The organism is Micromonospora echinaurantiaca, from assembly GCF_900090235.1.
Taxonomy (GTDB): domain Bacteria; phylum Actinomycetota; class Actinomycetes; order Mycobacteriales; family Micromonosporaceae; genus Micromonospora; species Micromonospora echinaurantiaca.
In genome coordinates this window covers 1,565,284-1,583,818 of the sequence record NZ_LT607750.1, presented here as the reverse complement: position 1 = coordinate 1,583,818, position 18,535 = coordinate 1,565,284, and the positions used below count along the sequence as shown (strand labels likewise).

General features: G+C 69.7%; 18 protein-coding genes. 9 read left to right on the top strand and 9 right to left on the bottom strand.

Annotated features, from left to right (window positions below; all coding sequences use genetic code 11):
• Positions 1-350: 350 nt before the first annotated feature.
• Positions 351-1,031: a lytic polysaccharide monooxygenase auxiliary activity family 9 protein gene (locus GA0070609_RS07310; RefSeq protein ID WP_088993105.1), complete on the bottom strand. Its 681-nt coding sequence runs from the start codon at positions 1,029-1,031 to the stop codon at positions 351-353.
• Between the two features lie 481 nt (positions 1,032-1,512).
• On the opposite strand from GA0070609_RS07310, the gene GA0070609_RS07305 reads away from it, so the two are divergent.
• Positions 1,513-2,094 (top strand): hypothetical protein, encoded by a 582-nt coding sequence (locus tag GA0070609_RS07305; RefSeq protein ID WP_088993104.1) that lies wholly within the window; start codon positions 1,513-1,515, stop codon positions 2,092-2,094.
• 928 nt (positions 2,095-3,022) lie between these two features.
• Here the strand turns inward: GA0070609_RS07305 and GA0070609_RS07300 are convergent.
• Positions 3,023-3,685, bottom strand: coding sequence for a response regulator (locus GA0070609_RS07300; RefSeq protein WP_231928850.1), 663 nt, complete (start codon positions 3,683-3,685; stop codon positions 3,023-3,025).
• A 35-nt stretch (positions 3,686-3,720) separates the two neighbouring features.
• On the bottom strand, positions 3,721-4,965 hold the full coding sequence (locus tag GA0070609_RS07295) for a sensor histidine kinase (RefSeq protein WP_088993102.1): 1,245 nt from the start codon (positions 4,963-4,965) through the stop codon (positions 3,721-3,723).
• 202 nt (positions 4,966-5,167) lie between these two features.
• On the opposite strand from GA0070609_RS07295, the gene GA0070609_RS07290 reads away from it, so the two are divergent.
• The 4 genes from GA0070609_RS07290 (at position 5,168) to GA0070609_RS07275 (ending at position 10,098) form a co-directional block, all read left to right on the top strand.
• The gene (locus GA0070609_RS07290) at positions 5,168-5,590 is read left to right on the top strand and encodes a DUF6220 domain-containing protein (RefSeq protein ID WP_088993101.1); all 423 of its coding nucleotides are present in this window, start codon (positions 5,168-5,170) and stop codon (positions 5,588-5,590) included.
• The gene (locus tag GA0070609_RS07285; protein WP_088993100.1) at positions 5,587-7,569 is read left to right on the top strand and encodes a multicopper oxidase domain-containing protein; all 1,983 of its coding nucleotides are present in this window, start codon (positions 5,587-5,589) and stop codon (positions 7,567-7,569) included. Before GA0070609_RS07290 ends, GA0070609_RS07285 begins: the two co-directional genes overlap by 4 nt.
• On the top strand, positions 7,559-7,921 hold the full coding sequence (locus GA0070609_RS07280) for a hypothetical protein (protein ID WP_088993099.1): 363 nt from the start codon (positions 7,559-7,561) through the stop codon (positions 7,919-7,921). Before GA0070609_RS07285 ends, GA0070609_RS07280 begins: the two co-directional genes overlap by 11 nt.
• 80 nt (positions 7,922-8,001) lie before the next feature.
• Positions 8,002-10,098 (top strand): MMPL family transporter, encoded by a 2,097-nt coding sequence (locus tag GA0070609_RS07275; protein WP_197700225.1) that lies wholly within the window; start codon positions 8,002-8,004, stop codon positions 10,096-10,098.
• A gap of 188 nt (positions 10,099-10,286) precedes the next feature.
• Here GA0070609_RS07275 and GA0070609_RS07270 read toward each other — a convergent pair whose 3' ends face one another.
• Positions 10,287-10,850 carry a hypothetical protein gene (locus GA0070609_RS07270; RefSeq protein WP_088993097.1) on the bottom strand — a complete coding sequence of 188 codons (564 nt, stop codon included), beginning with the start codon at positions 10,848-10,850 and terminating at the stop codon, positions 10,287-10,289.
• 182 nt (positions 10,851-11,032) lie between these two features.
• Here GA0070609_RS07270 and GA0070609_RS07265 point away from each other — a divergent pair, with 182 nt between their 5' ends.
• Both GA0070609_RS07265 and GA0070609_RS07260 read left to right on the top strand, forming a co-directional pair.
• Entirely contained in the window at positions 11,033-11,623 is a 591-nt protein-coding gene (locus tag GA0070609_RS07265) for a TIGR03086 family metal-binding protein (protein WP_088993096.1), read from the top strand.
• A gap of 309 nt (positions 11,624-11,932) precedes the next feature.
• The gene (locus GA0070609_RS07260) at positions 11,933-12,643 is read left to right on the top strand and encodes a helix-turn-helix domain-containing protein (RefSeq protein ID WP_088993095.1); all 711 of its coding nucleotides are present in this window, start codon (positions 11,933-11,935) and stop codon (positions 12,641-12,643) included.
• On the opposite strand, the gene GA0070609_RS07255 is transcribed toward GA0070609_RS07260, so the two are convergent.
• Together GA0070609_RS07255 and GA0070609_RS07250 are read right to left on the bottom strand one after the other, a co-directional pair.
• Positions 12,625-13,203, bottom strand: a complete 579-nt coding sequence (locus GA0070609_RS07255) for a dihydrofolate reductase family protein (RefSeq protein WP_088993094.1) — start codon at positions 13,201-13,203, stop codon at positions 12,625-12,627. The genes GA0070609_RS07260 and GA0070609_RS07255 overlap by 19 nt on opposite strands.
• Positions 13,204-13,336: 133 nt before the next feature.
• The gene (locus GA0070609_RS07250; RefSeq protein WP_088993093.1) at positions 13,337-14,080 is read right to left on the bottom strand and encodes an AraC family transcriptional regulator; all 744 of its coding nucleotides are present in this window, start codon (positions 14,078-14,080) and stop codon (positions 13,337-13,339) included.
• Between the two features lie 3 nt (positions 14,081-14,083).
• Here GA0070609_RS07250 and GA0070609_RS07245 point away from each other — a divergent pair, with 3 nt between their 5' ends.
• Positions 14,084-15,403: an MFS transporter gene (locus GA0070609_RS07245; RefSeq protein ID WP_197700224.1), complete on the top strand. Its 1,320-nt coding sequence runs from the start codon at positions 14,084-14,086 to the stop codon at positions 15,401-15,403.
• A gap of 6 nt (positions 15,404-15,409) precedes the next feature.
• Here GA0070609_RS07245 and GA0070609_RS07240 read toward each other — a convergent pair whose 3' ends face one another.
• Together GA0070609_RS07240 and GA0070609_RS07235 are read right to left on the bottom strand one after the other, a co-directional pair.
• The gene (locus GA0070609_RS07240) at positions 15,410-15,940 is read right to left on the bottom strand and encodes a hypothetical protein (RefSeq protein WP_088993091.1); all 531 of its coding nucleotides are present in this window, start codon (positions 15,938-15,940) and stop codon (positions 15,410-15,412) included.
• Positions 15,941-16,134: 194 nt separating this feature from the next.
• A complete protein-coding gene (locus GA0070609_RS07235) occupies positions 16,135-16,671 on the bottom strand; it encodes a hypothetical protein (RefSeq protein WP_088993090.1) in 537 nt (178 codons plus the stop codon).
• Positions 16,672-16,738: 67 nt separating this feature from the next.
• Between GA0070609_RS07235 and GA0070609_RS07230 the strand changes: the two genes are divergently transcribed.
• On the top strand, positions 16,739-17,215 hold the full coding sequence (locus tag GA0070609_RS07230; RefSeq protein ID WP_197700223.1) for a MarR family winged helix-turn-helix transcriptional regulator: 477 nt from the start codon (positions 16,739-16,741) through the stop codon (positions 17,213-17,215).
• Positions 17,216-17,348: 133 nt separating this feature from the next.
• On the opposite strand, the gene GA0070609_RS07225 is transcribed toward GA0070609_RS07230, so the two are convergent.
• On the bottom strand, positions 17,349-18,149 hold the full coding sequence (locus GA0070609_RS07225; protein WP_088993089.1) for an SDR family oxidoreductase: 801 nt from the start codon (positions 18,147-18,149) through the stop codon (positions 17,349-17,351).
• Positions 18,150-18,535: the final 386 nt, after the last annotated feature.

Here is an 18,535-nt window from a genome sequence, read left to right as displayed (position 1 = left end):
GTACTCGGCAGCCAGGCGAGGAGACCGGTGCCGCCGGCCTCCACGCGGCGCCCGTCGCGCATGGTGACCGCGCGACCGGGTGGAGGCCTCCGACCCCGCCACTCACCCGGCCGTCGCACGTTCATCAACGACCTCGGGCCGGAATCGACTCACCTCCCTGGCCTTTCTGGCACCGACCTCGGCTGTCCGCGGCGGCCTGATCGAACCTGTCCGGCGAGGCGATGCACACGACCGACGCCGAGCGCCCGTCCCTGGAGACAGGCCGCCCCGGCACTTCCAGCGAAGAGGCGCTACTCCGGGCCAGGGCATCGCCCCGGCCCGGAGCAGACCTGCGGTTGCGGTCGGGCTGATCAGACGAAGTTCACGTCACTGCACCACATGTACGTCTGGTCCATGTGCGATGCCTGCCAGATGACGAACACGATGTGGCGTCCGGTGTAGCCGGAGGTCGAGACGTTGAACGAGATGTTCTGCGACGGCGCGTACCTCCCGGTCTGCGTGATGAAGTCGAGGTTCCCCCAGCCGAGGCGCTGGGTGGCCGGGTTGAACCCGTTCTTGCTGACGTAGACCCGAAGGAAGTCGGCACCGTGGCTTGCCTGGTCGTACAGGTGGACCGTGAAGTTGCGGCTGACGTTGGTCGCCTTCCACGCTCCGGGCTGGTTCAAGCTGTCGTTCCTGGAGAGACCGTTGCTGCACAGCTGTCCGTCGGGGGTACGGCCCTGGAAGTTCCCGCCGAGGCCGTCCCGCAGCGCGCTCATCCAGTTCCACATGGTGTCGGGGTTGGCCTGGAACGCCCGCCAGCACATGGGGTCCTGCTGCTGCATGGCCGGGTTCGTGTGGTTGCTTCCCCAGGTCTTCCAGCACTGGTAGGCGCGGGACGCCGGGTTGATGATGGTGCCGTGGGCCTGGGCCGCCCCGCTCCAGGGCAGCAAGCCGACCATCATGGTGAGCAGCAGGACGACCGCTCGAAGGGGCTTGCGGACGGCCGGACGGGATCGCCCGGCGGGTTGATCGGGCCTGCGTGAACGCATGGCACATCCTCCGTTCTTCGGCTAGGTCCGCCATGGGAGCGCTTCCACCACCGAGCTTTGCAGCTACCGGTCCGGATATCAACGTTTCTCGATGAATTTGCCGAGACTCGGGACGACGGTCCCCGCACCGGCGCCGCCAGCCTGGGGGGCCGGATCCACGCTGAGGACCGTCGATGTTGCCGGAGCGGGGGCAGGCGTGCTGGAATGGCTCACATCGCCGCAGCGCGGGGGCAACCGCGCTGAGCACGGCCAGCACGGGAGCATCGCAGTGCCGGTAGCGCGCCGCTCTGGCAGACGCTCGCGCGCCGCATCGCCGGGCCATCCTCACGACGACGACGGGCACACATCTCCGGGCAGATGTCCCCGCCGTGCGTAACTCCGGTACGTGTCACCGCGACGGCTGACGCGCTCGTCCGACACGCCGGAGGTGTCCCATGCGGTCTGCCAACGCGGCACAACCGGCGACGAGGTGAGAAGCAGCATGAATTCCCGGGAGGGTTTCGCGGGGTGGTACCGGAACCGCTTCGTGTGGGTGGCGGCGATCCTGGCGGTGACGGCCGGCGCGGTCGTACTGACGAACTCGGCCGGCTCGGAGGCGGAGCCGGCGGATCTGCGAGCGCAGATCATGACCCGGATGCGGACAACGCTCGAACAGGCCGACCCGGGGCAGCACAACCACGCCGGGCACAACACCCAGCAGGCCGCCACGACGGCGGCGGCGAAGCCGACGGTGATCTGCGGAGTCCGCGTCTACGGCTACGAGCCGGCCGAGGTCACCACCCTCGCCGACGTACGGACGGTCTACGGCTTCCACCTCTGCGGGGTCGCCGAGCAGAAGCGCCCGTGGGACTGGGCGGTCAAGCTGGCCGGGCCGGTGATCATGGACATGTCCAGCCAGCCGCCAGGGATTCAGGTGGTCGAGGCGACCGCCGACGTCATGTTCGTCGACCGGCTGCGGGAGATGTTCCCCGAGAGGTACGCGGAGCTGGCGCTCAAGGAAGCGCTGGCCGAGTCGGAGATGGCCGACCTGCGCCGCCGGTACGACGCCGCGGCGGGGCTCTGACCATGCCGGCGCTCAGGCACAGCGATTAGCTCGACCGCCGGAGGACAGCCGGCTTCACCGTCCCTGGCGCCAGCCCTGGGTGGCTCCTTCGGCGCTGCTGACGGGCCGGACCGTACCGCCGGCATGACCGGGCTGGCCCACCTCACCTGTCGCTCCGGCACCGCTGGGTCCGGTGCGCCCGGCACCCTTGCGGCGCCGAGCCGCCGCGGCTCCGGCCGCTCCCGCCGCGAGCAGCGCCGCCATCAGCGGCCACCGAGGGCGACGCGTCGCGGCTGGTTGCCGCTTCGGAGTACGACGACGAGCCGCGGCCTCGCGCCCCTTCTGCAGGAACCTCTGCGCTCTCATCTTTTCATTGTCGGCAGCCGCGCCGACCCGGGTGGCGAAATCGATGCCAACAGATGGCCCGGCGGATCAGGCCGCGGCCGGTGGCGAGGACGGAGGTGGCGGTCGGGTGCTGGGGCTGGCACGAGTGCATGGTTGACACGTGCCTGCGGAGTCGGTAGACCAGCTGAGATGCTTGATCACGCAGGACCGGGCCGAGCGGAGCGGCGGGCAGCCGTTCGCGCCTACCGGCAGGTGCCTGCGGCTGTGCGTCGCGACGTCATCCGGTATTCCAACAAGAGACGCTCCCACCCGGATCCGCTGGTTGCTGCAGCAGCCGAACGATGGGCACGGACGGTTCTCCGGCCCGCCTGGTGGAACCGGATCCCACCCTTCGTGTTACCGCTGCTGAGCGTCTTGCTGATGGCCGGCGGATGGGCCTCCGGGAGCCTTTTCCTTGGGTGGTGGTGCGGGGTAGGCGGTTTCGTACCTCTCGTTCTCGGCCTCGTGTCGTGGAATCAACGGCAGGCGGCCAAGCAGATACTCGAGTCGTCGCACGAGCCGACGCGGCCCTGATCGGGCGCCGCTACCGTCCTGCGCTACGTGTTCAAGCCTTGTCGGGGATGACCAGTCCGGTCTGGTAGGCGATGACGACCAGCTGTGCGCGGTCACGCGCACCCAGTTTCGCCATCGCGTGGCTGACGTGGGTGCGCGCGGTGGCCGGGCTGAGGAACAACTCGGCACCGATCTCGTGGTTGCTCAGGCCCTGCCCCACCAGGGCCAGCACCTCGCGCTCGCGCTGGGTCAGCACCGCGAGCCGGTCCTCCGCGGCCCGGGTGGCTGTTCGTTGCGCGGTGAACTGGCCGATGAGTCGTCGGGTGATCCGCGGCGCGAGCAGCGCATCTCCGGCAGCGACCACCCGGATGGCATGCAGCAGTTCGGCCGGTCCGGCGTCTTTGAGCAGGAAGCCGCTGGCGCCGGCTTGGAGTGCCTCGAAGACGTACTCGTCGGTGTCGTAGGTGGTGAGGATGAGGACTCGGACCTGCTCCAACCCGTGCGTCGCCGTGATCTGAGTGGTGGCTTGAATTCCGTCCAGCCTCGGCATGCGGATGTCCATGAGGACGACGTCGGGGCGGGTGGCGCGCGCCCGCTCGACGGCTTCGGCGCCGTTGGTGGCTTCTCCCACCACCGTGATGTCGTCCTCGAGGTCGAGCAGGACCTTGAATCCGGACCGCACGAGACCCTCGTCGTCGGCCAGCAGCACCGTGATGGGAGCGGTGGTTGACGGTGACGCGGCGGCGGCGTTCACAGGCGTGCCCCGGTCGGCGCGAGCGGCAGCCGGGCCGTGACCTCGAACCCTCCGGCCGGGGTCGGTCTGGCGTCGAGTTCTCCGCCCAGCAGTCGACAGCGCTCGCGCATTCCGAGGATCCCGCGGCCGTGCTCGGCCGGGCCTCCGGTGATGGTCCGAGGCTGCGGCGGTAGGCGTGGACTCGCGGGGTCATCACCGGGGACGGCACGGCGGCCCTCATCGGTCACCCGGATCTCCAGGGCGTCGATCCCTGGATTCAGCGCTACCGTCACCCGGGTCGGGCCGACGTGGCGGATCACGTTGGTGATCGATTCCTGCAGGATCCGGTAGGCGGCGCTGCCCACCGCGCTCGGCAGCGGTGCCGCGGGCGGGCTCTGCTCGAGCTTGATGTCGAGCCCGGCGTCGCGGGCCTTGGCGGTGAGTTCGTCGATCTGCTCGAGCCCGGGGTACGGCAGGCGTCCGTCGTGGTCGTCCCGGAGCACCCCGAGGATGGCCCGCATCTCGCGCAGTGCCCGGGAACTGGTCTGTTCGATGGTCTGCAGCGCCTCGCGGGCCACTTCCGGCCTCTTGTCGAGCACGTGCGCGGTGACACCGGATTGAACGTTGATGATCGCGATGGCGTGCGCGACGGTGTCGTGGACCTCGCGGGCGATCCGGAGCCGTTCGGCGTCGACCCGCGCCCGCGCTTCCTCCTCGCGAGTTCGTTCAGCCAGCTCAGCACGCTCCTGAGCTTCGGCGGCGATGACCCGCCGGGACCGCACGGATTCGCCGAGGGCTGCGCTCATCACCGACGCACCGATCCGGAAAAACACCCAGCCGATGGCAGCGCGTGGCTCGATGTCGGCAGCGGAGACCAGCCACCCGGTGGCAAGCACCGCGATACCCGCACCGGCGATCACCACTGACCGACGCCCGTCGCCGTACGCGGTGAGGGTGTACAGGGCGACGAAGAGCCCGAGCCAGCCGGGCCCGTCCGGGAAGTCGACGCTGTAGTACGCGAGGCTGGCGAGCGCGGCGGTGACGAACACCGGCACCGGCCACCGGCGGCGGACGGCCAGGGCGAGGCCACTCACCGCCAGCAGCACATATCCGAGGTTTCCGAAGTCGGTGAGCGGGCGCGGTGCCCCCTCGATGGCAACCTTGGCGACCGTGCCCTGCACCTGCATCACGGTGACGAAGAGCGCGAGCGCCACGTCTTGCGCCACCACACGCGGGGGAAGCGACACGGTAGGGCGTTGCATGCCGTGATCCTACGGTTGTCGCCCGCGGACGACGCTCGGCAGAGACGCGCGACGTGCTACGCCGACGGGCGGAGCGGGACACGAGGCGGCCTACGCCCGATTGCGTAGCTGCCGCCATCCGCTGGCAGAGGCCACGGCGGCCGGCCCGGCGCGACGATCACCGCCATGAGCGATCACCTTCACCCACTTCGAGGAGCGCGCCATGCGTAGAGCGTTCGCTGGCCTGGCGGCCCTGCTGATGTTGGCCGTTGTCGCACAGTTCTTCCTGGCTGCGAGCGGCGCCTTCGACACGGCACCCAACGATGAGGCCTTCCAGCCGCACCGGGCGCTGGGTGGCGGAGTCGTCCTGATCGCGGTCCTGGCGACCGCCGTCGCCGCGGTTGCCCGGATGCCCGGGGGGCTCATCGGGATGAGCGGCCTGGTCGCCGGACTCGCAGTCGTCCAGTTCGTGATCCGGGCGATCGCCGCGGCGTTCGACGGCACCGGCGGCAGCACGACCGCCGGCCAGCTGGTCTTCGGTCTGCACGCGGTCAACGGTCTCGCCATCCTGGCCGTGGCCGGGAGGATCGTCCGCCAGGCCAGGCAGCTGTCCAGGCCGGCCGCACCGACGCGACAAGTGCCATGACCACCGGACTGTGGATCATCCTCGACCACCTCGTCGCGCTGCTGAGCGTCGCCGCGTGGTTCGCGGCCGGCGTCACCCTGGCGCTCCGGCGCACCCGGCTGGCGCTCGCCGTCCTGATCGCGGCGGTGCTGGTGACGCTGGTCCGGGTGGGCACCGTGGCGGTGCTGGCCAGCCGGGGCTGGTGGTTCGTCCAGGAGAAGGTGCTGCTCGGGCTGCCGATGCTGGGGGCCGCCGGGACCGTCGCCGTGCTGCTCGCCGGCCGGCACCTGCTCGCGGCGAGGCGGGGGCGGGGCGACGGCAGGTCGGCGGGCGGGGTGGTCGCGGTGCTCACCGCGGCGTACGCGGCGCTGGCCGGTCTTGTGGTGACCTTCCTGGCCGGATACCCGCTCACCTGGAGCACGGCCTTGATCACGATCTCGTTCGTGGGCGCTGGCGCATTGCTGACCACGCGAGTGGTCACGGCTCCCGCCGGGAGCACCGCTGATGCCGGCGTCACCCAGGCGCCGATCTCGCGCCGCCGGTTCATCGGCTGGGCCGGTGGCGCGGTCGTGGTGACCGCCGCCGGCGCCGGCGCCGGGCTGTCGTTCCTCCCCGCCGGATCGGTGACCTTGGGAGAGGGCCGCGGGCGTTCGTCCCGGGCGGCGGTGTCGGTGGCTGACCTACGCGGTGCCGGCTCGCCGGCACCGGGCGGCGCCGTGCGGCGGCACGTGCTCACCGCGAAGAAGGCCAGCGTACGGCTGCCGTCCGGCCGCGAGATCGACGCGTGGACCTACAACGGCGAGGTACCGGGTCCGACGATCACCGCGACCCAGGGTGACCTGATCGAGGTGCGGCTGCGCAACGCCGACATCTCCGACGGCGTGACCGTGCACTGGCACGGCTACGACGTACCGTGCGGCGAGGACGGCGTGCCGGGGGTGACCCAGTTGCCCGTGGCACCCGGTGCGGACTTCGTCTACCGGTTCCGGGCCGAACAGGTGGGCACCTACTGGTACCACACCCACCACGCATCCCATGTCAGCGTACGCAAGGGCCTGTACGGCGCTCTCGTCGTGCACCCGCGCGATGGACAGCGCGCCGACGAGTCCACGGCGGCTGGGCAGGTGGACCTGACCCTGCCCGTGCACACCTTCGACGGCACCGTCATGATCGCCGGTAGGGACGGCAGGACCGAACACCCGGCGCCACCCGGTACGCCCGTGCGGTTGCGGTTGATCAACACCGACTCGGATCCGCACCGGATCGTCCTCGCCGGGACCACGTTCCGGGTGGCGGCCGTCGACGGCCGGGACCTCAACCAGCCCGGCGAGGTCAGCGACGTGGGGCTGCGTCTGCCCGCGGGCGGGCGATACGACCTGGTGTTCCTCATGCCGGGCAGGTCCGTGGCACTCGTCGTCGACGACGATCGTGACGGCGGACTGCGCCTGCGCCCGGATGGCGACGCCGCGGGTGCGGCCCGGATCGAGGACACGTCCGGCCTGCCGGAGCTCGACCTGTTGCGGTACGGCGCTCCGGCGGCCGTGCCCTTCGACCTCCGCAACGCCGACCGGCGCTTCACCATGGTCCTCGACCGAGGCGTGGCCATGGTCGACGGCCGACCGGCGTACGCGCAGACCGTCAACGGCCGGGGCCACCCCGCCATCCCGGACCAGCTCGTCGCCGAAGGCGACATCGTCCGGTTCACCGTCGTCAACCGAAGCCTGGAAACGCACCCCTGGCACCTGCACGGCCATCCGGTGCTGATCCTGTCCAGGGACGGGACGCCGTCCACCGGCAGTCCGCTGTGGGTGGACACCTTCGATGTCCGGCCAGGCGAAACGTGGGAGGTCGCGTTCCGGGCTACGAACCCCGGAATCTGGATGAACCACTGCCACAACCTTCCCCACGCGCATCAGGGCATGATGCTGCGACTCCACTACGACGGCGTGACCACGCCATTCGCCGGCTCGCCCGGCGGAAGCCCGGGCCATGGCCACTGAGCTGGCCCGCGCCACCCACCAATCCGCTGGGTGCGCGGACGATCGCACCTCGGATTTCCTTGCCCTGGTCCACCGGCACGCCCGGGCCGTCATCGACGCCGAACTGCATCGGCTGGCCCGTCGAGCCCCGTCCCTCTCCCCCGCCGACCTGGCCGTCATCACCAGCGTGCTGGAAGACCTCACCGAGGCGGCGGTTCTGGTTCCCCTGAAGAACGCACCACCCGACAAGGCGCCCCTGCTGACGCGCATTTTCGGTACCGATGACAACGACCTGGACAGTTCGCGGCGAACGGTAGGGAAGACACCAGCCGCACGATCGAGCGCAATGCTCGGCCACTCGAGGAGAAGATGATGACATCCGAAGCTCCCCGTACGGATGGAGCTCTGGCGGGACTGGCCCGGTTCTGTTACCGGCGCCGTCGCCTGGTCCTGTTGACCTGGATCGTCGGCGTGATCGCCGTGGCGACGGTCGGCTTCGGGTATGGCGCCGCCCCCGACAACGACTTCACCGGTGGAGACTCCGAATCCGCCAGGGCGCAGGCTCTGATCGAGAAGCACTTCCCCGAACAGCAGGGGGACAGGCTGACCCTCGCGATCAAGGCAGGGAAGGGAATCGACGACCCTGCCGCCCGCCAGAAGATCGAGAAGGTGGTCGCCGATCTGGACGCCTCACCCATCACCGGACCGGTGACCTCCCCCTACCAGGGCGAGAACCAGGTGACGGAGGATCGTCGGATCGCCCGGATGACCATCCCGCTGAGCGACAAGGACGTGACCAAGACCGAGGTCAAACCCTTGGTGGACATGGTCAAGGCCGCCTCCGACGACAGCGTCACGCTCGGGCTGGGCGGATACATGGCGGAGAAGGCCGAGACACCCCCGCAGGGTCCGGCCGAGAGCGTGGGCATCGCGGCAGCAGCAGTGATCCTGTTCATCGCCTTCGGTTCACTGGTGGCCATGGGCCTGCCGATCGTGACCGCCCTCCTGGCAATTGCGAGCGGCCTGGCGCTGACGAAGCTGGTCGGGCACCTGGTCCCCGCGCCGGATTTCACTCTGGCCTTCGGCGCGATGATCGGGCTCGGCGTCGGCATCGACTACGCACTGTTCATCGTGACCCGCTACAAGGACAGCCTCCGGGACGGCGATGAACCCGAGAGCGCCACGGTCAAGGCCGTCACCACCGCCGGTCGCGCCGTACTGTTCGCCGGCACGACCGTCGTGATCGCGTTGCTGGGTCTGGTCGTCATGGGGCAGCGGCTGATGACCGGGGTGGCCGTCGCCACGTCGGTGATCGTGCTGGTGACGATGATCGCCGCGGTGACGCTGCTGCCCGCGTTCCTGGGCTTTACCGGATACCGGATCAACTCGCTGCGCCTGCCTCGTCGCGCGGCCCGCCGGCCCCAGCCCGTCAGTACCACCGCCCAGGCCCGCCGTACGCTCGCCGAGCGGTGGGCCGGCGTGGTGCAGCGCAGGCCGCTGACCGCCGCACTCCTCGCTGGCGTGAGCCTGTTGGTGCTGGCCGCCCCCACGCTGTCGATGCGGCTGAGCCAGCCCGACGCCAGCGTCCAGCCCCGCGACCGGAGCAGCTACGTCTCGTACGAGATCCTCTCCGAGGGCTTCGGTCCCGGCTACGGGGCACCCCTGATCTTCGCCACGCAGGTGGACTCCAGGGGTGGCGATCTGCGTCCCGTGGTCGAGGCCGTCAGCGAGGCCGAGGGCATCGCGTACGCCACGCCACCTCGAGTCAGCATGGACGGGCGGGCCGTCACCTTCACCGCCTTCCCCACGACCGGATTCCAGGAGGAGGCGACCGCGGACCTGGTGCACGAGCTCCGCGACGACGTGCTGCCCGCAGCGGCCGGCGGGCAACGGGTGTACGTCGGCGGACCGAACGCCAGCACCATCGACGTCGCCGAGGAGTCCGGAGCGCGCCTGCCCCTGATGATCGCGGTCGTCATCGCGATCTCCATGGTGCTGCTGATCGCGCTGGTCCGGTCGGTCACGATCGCGCTGCAGGCCGCCGTGATGAACCTGCTGTCGATCGGCGCCGCCTACGGCGTGATCGTCGCGGTCGTACAGTGGGGGTGGCTCGGCCCGGCCCTCGGGTTCCCCACCGCCATGCCGGTCACGACCTGGGTGCCGATGATGATGTTCCCGGTCCTGTTCGGCCTGTCCATGGACTACCAGGTCTTCCTCACCTCACGGGTCCGTGAGGAGTACGAGCGGACCGGCGACACCCGCACCGCCGTCGCCCAGGGGCTGGCGCGGACCGCCAAGGTCATCACCGCCGCGGCCGCCATCATGATCGCCGTCTTCACCACCTCCCTGCTCGGCCCCGACATCGCGGTCAAGCAGGGTGGCCTCGGCATGGCCGTCGCCGTGCTCATCGACGCCACGATCGTCCGGATGATCCTCGTCCCCGCGGTGATGGAGCTGTGCGGCAAGGCCAACTGGTGGATGCCGGGACGCCGGACAGCCACGACGATCCCGGCTGCACCGGCCACGGTCGAGCGGGAGGCCAGAGTCTGACGGCCTGCTCGGGTCGAGTGCGGGAGCCCTCGGGCGGATCGCCCGCACTCGACCCGCTGGCCCGCTGGCGCTGCCGGCTGACAGTCGTGCTCACCGTGGTGCGGCCGCTCGCGTATGGGCGCACGTTCGGCTTGAGGCGCGTCTTTCGGCTCCGGTGCACCGGCGCGTGGGTGCCGTCGGTTTGACGATCAGTCCTCCGGACCGTCGGGACCGAACGCCTCCTGAAGCATCTCCGCGCACTCGGTGTCGGTCGCGCCACGCCATTCGCCGGTGGTCGGGTCCTGCACCAGCCACGGCTGGTACAGCGTGCCCGCCACCCACTTGGCGAACCAGTCGACGATTGTCATGTGCTGCGGGAAAGCACCCGACACTCCCTCCGGCGCCGGGTTCGGATCGCAGCCCCAGACCTGGCCGGTGGCAAGGTCGAGCTCGCTGGTGATACCACAACCCCAGTCGCAAAGGACGAGGACGCCGCCCTTGAGCCCGACCAACGCGTCGAGGCCACCCATCCGATGCCCGCCCCGCAGACCGAGGAGACCGTAGCCGGGCCCGAACCCGCCGTTGCCGACCTCCAGGTAGAGCCGACGCAAGAGCGAAGGCAGTGACCTGCCGGCCAGTTCCTCGGCCTCGGCGACCGCGGCAGGCGACGCCGGTCGAAGGGCCGCTGACCGGCTCCCGGGGAGCCCGTCGAGGTACTCGCCGGTGGCGATCCGTCGGACCACCGCATCAAACACCTGGTCCTCCGTCGGCATGCCCGCAGCGTAGCCCCACGGTGGCGCAATCATCGGTCGCCGGTCGCGGATGACCGATCGGGCCGACGGCGGCGGGCCCCGAGGTGTGGTCCGTCGTCATCAGCTTGATCATGCTCGAGTGACCTGTCTTGTCGGTCCGGACGCGTAACGTCCAGCACTGTTCCCGACAGAGGAGAAGCCAGATGACCGACAGTGACGACAGCCCCGATCTCGCGCCCGCGGCCCGCGCGTTGAAGGCGCTGCTGCACGGGGTGACCGACGACCAGCTCGCCAGTCCCACCCCGTGTGAGAGGTGGACGGTCGGCGACCTGCTCGACCACCTCCTGGGGCTGACGGTCGCATTCCGGGTGGCCGCCGAGAAGGGACCCGACGCGGCGCCGGCTGGCCCGGGCGATCCCTCGGTTGCCAACCTCGATCCACAGTGGCGCAGCCGACTGCCGGTGCAGCTCGATGAATTGGTTGCCGCATGGCGCGCGCCGGCCGCCTGGACGGGCGAGACCGCAGCCGGCGGGGTGGTGCTGCCCGCCGAGATCATGGGCATCGTCGCGTTGAACGAGCTGGTCGTCCACGGATGGGACCTCGCCAGCACGACCGGACAGCCCTACGACGTTGATGACCAGACAGTCGAGACGGTCCACCGCCTGGTGTCCCAGCAGGCGAGCAGTGACGGCACCCCTGGGCTGTTCGGGCCGTCGATCACCCCGCCCGCCGGCGCATCCCTGCTCGACCGCGTCCTCGGGCTCACCGGCCGCGACCCGGGATGGAAGTCGTAGCTTCCGACGCGCGACCAAATCCGCTTCGGCCGCTGCCCGCCGTTCCCCTACTGTGCGGTCATGGCCGACTCTGGTGCTGACGACGCAGAGGCGGATCTGCCCTGCGGCCGCCCGGTGTGGCTGCTGGACGTGGACGGGGTCGTCAACGTGAACCGGCCAGGCTGGGGCGGGCCACCCCGGAAGAGTCAGGTCTGGTCCGACACCGACCAGGTGCACGTCCCGTGTCGGCGAGCGCCATGGCGTGGGACAGTCCCTCAGCGTCCGCTGGCGATCGCTGACGCCGGCGGCCGCAGCCGTTACCCTGCTCCCGTGAGACTGCGGTTCACGACGCGCACGTCCGACTCACCGTGGATCGACACCGTGTGGACCTGCACGAGCGAGCAGGTGACGCAGATGACCTCCGTCGCGACGGTGAACTGGGGCCTGGTGTTCTGGACGCAGGAGGGCAGAGCGTACGCGGCTGTCTCCGGCCCCGAGACCGGCGCCAGCGTCGCGCCCGTGCCGCCGGGCGCGACGTTCGTCGGCATCGAGTTCTCGCTGGGCACGTCGCTGCGGTCCGTACCCACGCCGGCCCTTGTCGACGCGGGCGCCGAACTGCCCGACGCGACCCGCCGGACGTTCCGGTTGGACGGTACGTGCTGGGCGACACCCGGTCCCGACGACGCCGAGGCCCTGGTCGGCCGCCTCGTTCGCGCCGGGGCCGTGGTCCGGGATCCGCTGGTCACCGAGGTGCGCGTCGGCGGCCGTCCCGCAGTGTCGGCACGCACCGTCGAACGCCGGTTCCGCGCCGCGACGGGGCTCACCCAGGGCGCCGTACGACAGATCGAACGGGCCCGCGAGGCCGCGATGCTGCTAGCCGGCGGCCTCGCGGCCCCCGACGTCGTCGGACGGCTCGCGTACTACGACGAGCCGCACCTCGCCCGAGCGTTGCAACGGTACGTGGGACGCACGGCGCGGCAACTACGGGAGGGTGCCGGCGGCGCCATCGCCCTGGATCTGGTTCAGCCGGCGACGTCGTAGATCAGCTTCAGCACACCGTTCGGGTAGGCGGCGGAGTCCCGCAGGCGCAGCACCTGCTTCTCGTTGTCCGCACTGCTGAACAGGCTCTTCCCGGCGCCGAGCAGCGTGGGGAAGACGAGCAGGTGATAGCGGTCGATCAGGCGCGCGTCCGACAGGCGCCGGGCCAGCTCGGCGCTGCCGTGGATGAAGATCGCACCGCCCTCGCTCTTCTTGAGTTCGACAACGTCGTCGTTGGAGCGCAGGATCGTCGTCGGGCCCCAGCCCTCGACGAGTGCGCTCTCGGGCAGCGTGCTGGACACGACATACTTGGGCAGGTCCTTGTAGGCGGCGTGGTCCTCCGAGTCACGCCATACCGGCGCGAACGCCTCGTAGCTGCGGCGGCCGAACAGCAGCGCGGTGGTCTCGGCGAGTTCCTCTCCCTTGAGGGCGAAGGCCTCGGGCAGGACCTCGACGTCCTTGAACACCCAGCCACCGCTGCGGTGCTCCTCGCCCGGCCCACCGCCGGGCGAGTCCACCACGCCATCGAGTGACATGAACCCGGTGTAGACCACCTCACGCATGCGTCTTCTCCTCATCGTCGGAACACCAGCGCCCAGGATAGGGAGCGAGCGTCGCGGCCGTCTTGTACAGAAACGACGGTCACCGTTGGCGGTGGCCGCAGCAGTCGCCGCCCTGCGACGCCGGCTGACACAGCTAGCCGGCGGGATGGGTGCCGGGGGTGTGCCCGAAGGTGCGGCGGAACACGTCGATGAACGCGCTGGCCGACGACCAGCCACACCGATGTGCCACGGCGGTCACCGGTGTGTTGCCCGCCAGGAGGACGAGAGCGTGATGCAGGCGCAGCTGGGTGCGCCATTGCGGAAAGGTCATCCCGAGGTCGCTGCGGAACAGCCGGGACAGGGTGCGGTCGCTGGCGCCGACCGCGCGGCCGAACTCGGCGAGGGTGCGGGTGTCGCCCGGGTCCGCCTGCAACATCGCGCACAGGGTCTGTAACAGCGGCGTGGTAGGTGCTGGCACGTGTAGCCGTTGCTGGGGAGAAGCCCTCAGCTGGTCGCGCAGCACCGCGCGCATACGGGCTCGTTCGGGGCTGTCGTCGTCCGCGCCGTGGCTGTAGGCGACGATCAGTTCGCGCAGCAGCGGCCCGACGGACAGCACCGTCGGGGTGTCCAAGCCGAGCGGGTTGTCGTCGGCAGGAAATCCGACCAGGTGCAGGTCGAGGTCGCCGTAGGCGCGGTGGGCATGCACCATTCCCGACGGCACCCAGATCGCGCGCGTGGCCGGCGCGATCCACGATCCCTCGCTGGTCGTCACGGCCAGCACCCCACGACCGGCATAGACGATCTGGTGGTCATCGTGCCGGTGAGCGTCGATCTCGCCGCCGGACGCGAGCCGCTGGGTGCGGGTGGGGGCCACCGGATCGTGGCGTATTTCCGTCATTGGATGGCAGCTTATCGGAAGTCAGACAGGGCGCGTGTCGGCACCATCGAAGGGGTGCGAAGGAGAACCTCGATCACTCTGCTAGCGATCGGCCATGCCTGCGTCGATATCTATCAGGGCGCCGTCGCCGCTCTGGTGCCGCTGTTCGTCGCGGAGCGCGCCTACACCTACGCGGCGGCATCCGGGATCGTGCTGTCCGCGTCCCTGCTGTCCTCAGTCGCGCAGCCTGCCTTCGGCGCGCTCACCGACCGCTGGGCGCTGCCGTGGTTGCTGCCCGTCAGCACCCTGCTGGGCGGGGTCGGCATCGCGCTGAGCGGACTGAGCAGCAACTACACCCTCACCCTGCTGTTTGTGGCGCTCTCCGGCATCGGCGTGGCCGCCTACCATCCCGAGTCCGCGCGCATCGCCCGTGCGGCCAGCGCAGGCAGTCACACCGCCATGGCCTACTTCGCCACCGGCGGCAACGTCGGCTTCGCACTGGCCCCGCTCATGGTCGCCGCGGTCACGGCTATCGGAGGCCTGAGCTGGACGCCGCTGATGGTCGTGCCGGCCCTCGCCGGCACCGCGGTGGCGTTGCCCGTGCTTCACGCTCTTGCCAAGCGCCAGAGCACCGAGCGCGGAAAGCCGGCGACGATCGGACGCGACGACAGATCCTCGTTCACGCGGCTTGCGCTGGCCGTGGTGTTCCGGTCGATCGCCTTCATCGGCCTCAGCACGTTCGTGTCCCTCTACGCCCAGCAGCGCATGAACGGCAGTGCGGCGGCCGGCACAGCGGCATTGTTCGTGCTCTACCTCGGTGGCGTCGTCGGCTCGGTCCTGGGTGGTTCCGCGGCACATCGATGGGGCCGGGTGGCCGTGTCCCGCCGGTCCTACGCGATCACCGCGATCGCGATCGCCGGGGTGGTACTGGTGCCCGGACCCGCCATCTATCTGTTCGTGGCGTTGACATCGGTCGGCCTCTACATCCCCTTCTCCCTGCAGGTGACCCTCGCGCAGGACTACCTGCCCACGAAGGTCGGCACCGCAAGTGGGATCACCCTGGGCCTGACCGTCAGCGTCGGAGGCATCGCCAGCCCCATCCTCGGTCGCCTGGCCGACGCCACCTCGCTACAGATCGGATTGACACCGCTGATCGTCATGCCGTTACTGAGTTGGCTGATGTTCCGAACCCTGCGCGACCCCGAGTCGACACCAAGCAGTCCGGAGACAGGTACGACCTCCCTCGCGACGGTTGAACTGGGCCTGGTCATGACGCCCCCCGCCGCCGGGTTCACAGCGAGCGACCACAAAGGCGGATCCGGCCGTTCATGGTTGTCGCGATGAGCGGAGTCAGGCGCTGGCGGCGGCCCGCTGCGTCCGGGCGACGAGTCGCAGCGTCTGCGCCACCGCGATCGCTTCCAGCGCCGACAGGTACGGGCGGGTGATCTCGAAGGCGTACGAGTCGGGGCGCATGGTGAACGTGCCGGTCGTCGGGAGGATGCGCCCGACGGGCAGGCCATCCGGTGCCAGGAACTCGAACTGACGGTCGGACCAGATGCTCAGCTGCCGGATCGTCAGCGGGCGGGCGCCGCCGACGGTGACCTCGGCGCTGTTGAACGGCCGCCACACCCCGGGCAACAGGTCGAGCACCGGACGCCGGTCCGGCGTGGCGACGCGGAAGCGCCGCCGGACGATGCCCTCGGTACGGCACTCCGCGACGACCGACCCGGCCGGGTCGGTGATTTCGAAGCGCTGCGTCCAGGTGTGCCACCGGATGCCGGCGACCGGCCGCCCGTCCGGCAGCAGCACGGGCGTGCCGCCCCGGAGGAACTCCTTGTCGGGCAGGAAGAGCGTGCCGGTGAACGGGGCGAACAGCTCCATGCGCCCGACGGTACGGGGTCCCGGCAACCGCCACCGCCGGGCGCCTGCACGTTCCGCAGGGCACTCGCCCGTCGCGGCCAGCCGTACGACCTGCAGCTCCTGGGCGGTCAGCGCGGTGCCAGCGTCGGCGCGGCGCCGGACGAGCGGCGCCTCGCCGCGACGGATCTGTCCAGCTGGTCCCACTGACCCGTTACTCACGTCCCCGCTACCGGAGCCTGAGGAACCGCTGCGTCAGGTCCCCCACCCGCGCGCTCCTCGAGTGCCGCACGGACGACAGCCACGGACCACACGATCATGAACGGGATGATGGTCACGTTCTTGACGGCCAACGTCCAAGCCAGCGCCATCCGTGGTTCGGCCAGGCCGGCGATCCACGTGTCGATTCCCACCTTGAAGACGAGCGTGAGCGCGACGAGCACGACCACGTTCCAGAGCATTGCGGCCCGATGGTCGGCGAGGTAGTCGGTGCTCTGCCGGACGTCGGACCAGTTGGGGCGCAGCGTGCGGAGCATGTTCCGCGCGACCCAGACGAAGAACAGCAGGCGGATCCCGTTGGTGAACAGCTCGCCGGTGATGCCGCCGGTCCACGCCCAGCCTTCACCACCGCCCACGGCGAGGAAGCGCTGCGCCGAGGCCGACACGCCGAACGCGAAGACCACCGGGTAGTGGCGGACGAAGAACCGCAGGGCAGCTACGAGCACGGTTCGGGCCTCGATCCACCCAGTGGTCATGGCAACTCCTTTAGCTTGTTAAACTATTCAGTGCACTAAACCATATCTGTTGGTGAAGGATGTGTCCATGGCGATGGATGAGCGAGCGTCAGAGGCGGCGGCGGTAGGAGCCCGGCTCGGCACGGACCTGAGCGATGCCGTCGTGCTGTTTCACGAGGCGCTGGGCTCGCTCATGGGCTTGTCGGCGGCAGACCACAAGGCGCTCGGGATCGTGCGCCGGGAAGGACCCATGTCGGCACGCGAGCTGGCCCAGCGGACCGGGCTCACGGCGGGCGCGGTGACCGGCCTGGTGAACCGTTTGGTCGTAGCGGGGCTTGCACAGCGGACGCCCGACCCGGGTGACCGGCGCCGCGTCGTCATCGAGGCGACGCAGCCGGCAGATGCCGCCGTGAGCGAGGCCATCGGGCGCATGGTGGCCGGCATGGCGGAGGTGACCAGCCACTTCACGACCGAGCAGCTGCTCGTCGTCGCGGACTGGGTCGAGCGCACGACGGCGGTGCTACGCGAGCAGGCTCAGGCGATCTCGCACCGTTCACCCACCTGACGGAACCGTAGCGTCACCCAAAGTCTGCGGACCCGACACGTGGGTTCAGAGCGTGCCGGAACTCCATCACGAGCGCCCACCGATATCGGCGTCGTGGTACGCGTGCAGCCGGCTGTCGATCGGGTCTCGCCGGTCAGATGCGCGCCTCCCACTTCTCGGCCTGGTCCTTCTTCACCTCGTCCTCGACGAACTGCGGGATCACGTTGCGGTACTTGCCCTCACCGGATGGGATGATCTTGACCATCGCGTCGATGAGTTCCGCCGGGTCGAGCTTGCCCGACGGCGTTTCGAGCAGGCTGTCGAACAGCGCCCGCAGGTCCGCCCGCTTGGTGAAGTTCTTGGAGTCGTCGAGCCAGCGGAACGGCGTGTCGGCCATCGTCTCGTTGAAGCCGGTGAAGTAGGCGCCGGGGTTGATGGTCTGGACCTTGATACCGAACGGGGTCAGTTCCTGGCGCAGTGACTCCGCCATCCCTTCAATGGCGTGCTTCGCCGCGGTGTAGGCCGCGTAGCCGGGAGGGGTGAACAAGCCGCCCATGGAGGAGATGAAGACGATCTTCCCGGCCTTCTTCTCGGCGACCCAGCGCTTGACGAAGCCCTGCGTCAGCAGGAGGGGTTTGAACATGTTCGTCTCGAAGGTGCGCCGGACCAGATCCAGCGGAATTTCCGAGATGGGCCCGCACTCACCGATGGCCGCGTTGTTGACCAGGATGTCGATGTCCCAGGTATGGGCGTAGGCCAGATCGTAGTGATCGTGCAGATCCAGCTTCTCGACCCGCAGCTGGACGCCGAGATCCTGGGCCCTCCGACGCAGCTGGCTGACCTGCGGTGCGACTTGAGCGGTCGCAATGACGCTGTGGCCCGCGCGGGCCAGACCGATGGCGGCACCCTCGCCGAAGCCAGAGCCGGCGCCAGTGATCAGAATGGTCTTGGCCATGCTTTCCCGCTACCTCCCGTGATCTCAAGATCTTGGGAAACCTGGCCCCGGAACCACCGATGGCGCCGCGCGTCACAGGCCGCCGGGAAGTCACAAGGACCTCGTTGGTGAGTTCGCGCCCCGCCGATGTCCCGCCCGCCTTGACGAATCCGAGAGCGCCCCGCTCGGAGACTCAAACAGGACGGTGCTCTTCGCCTTCTTCATCGCCACGTCGATCGGACCCAGGAACGCACCGCCCATCCGCGCAAGCCTTCAGGTGGGTAGTCGAAAGCAGCGACTCACCCCCGGACTGCAGCGGTGACCTGCACGCTGAGCGGTAGTTCCGGGCGGCTGCTCCAGAGAGAGCAGCCGCAGGCAGGCCTTCCCGTCATGTTATGGGTTCAGCC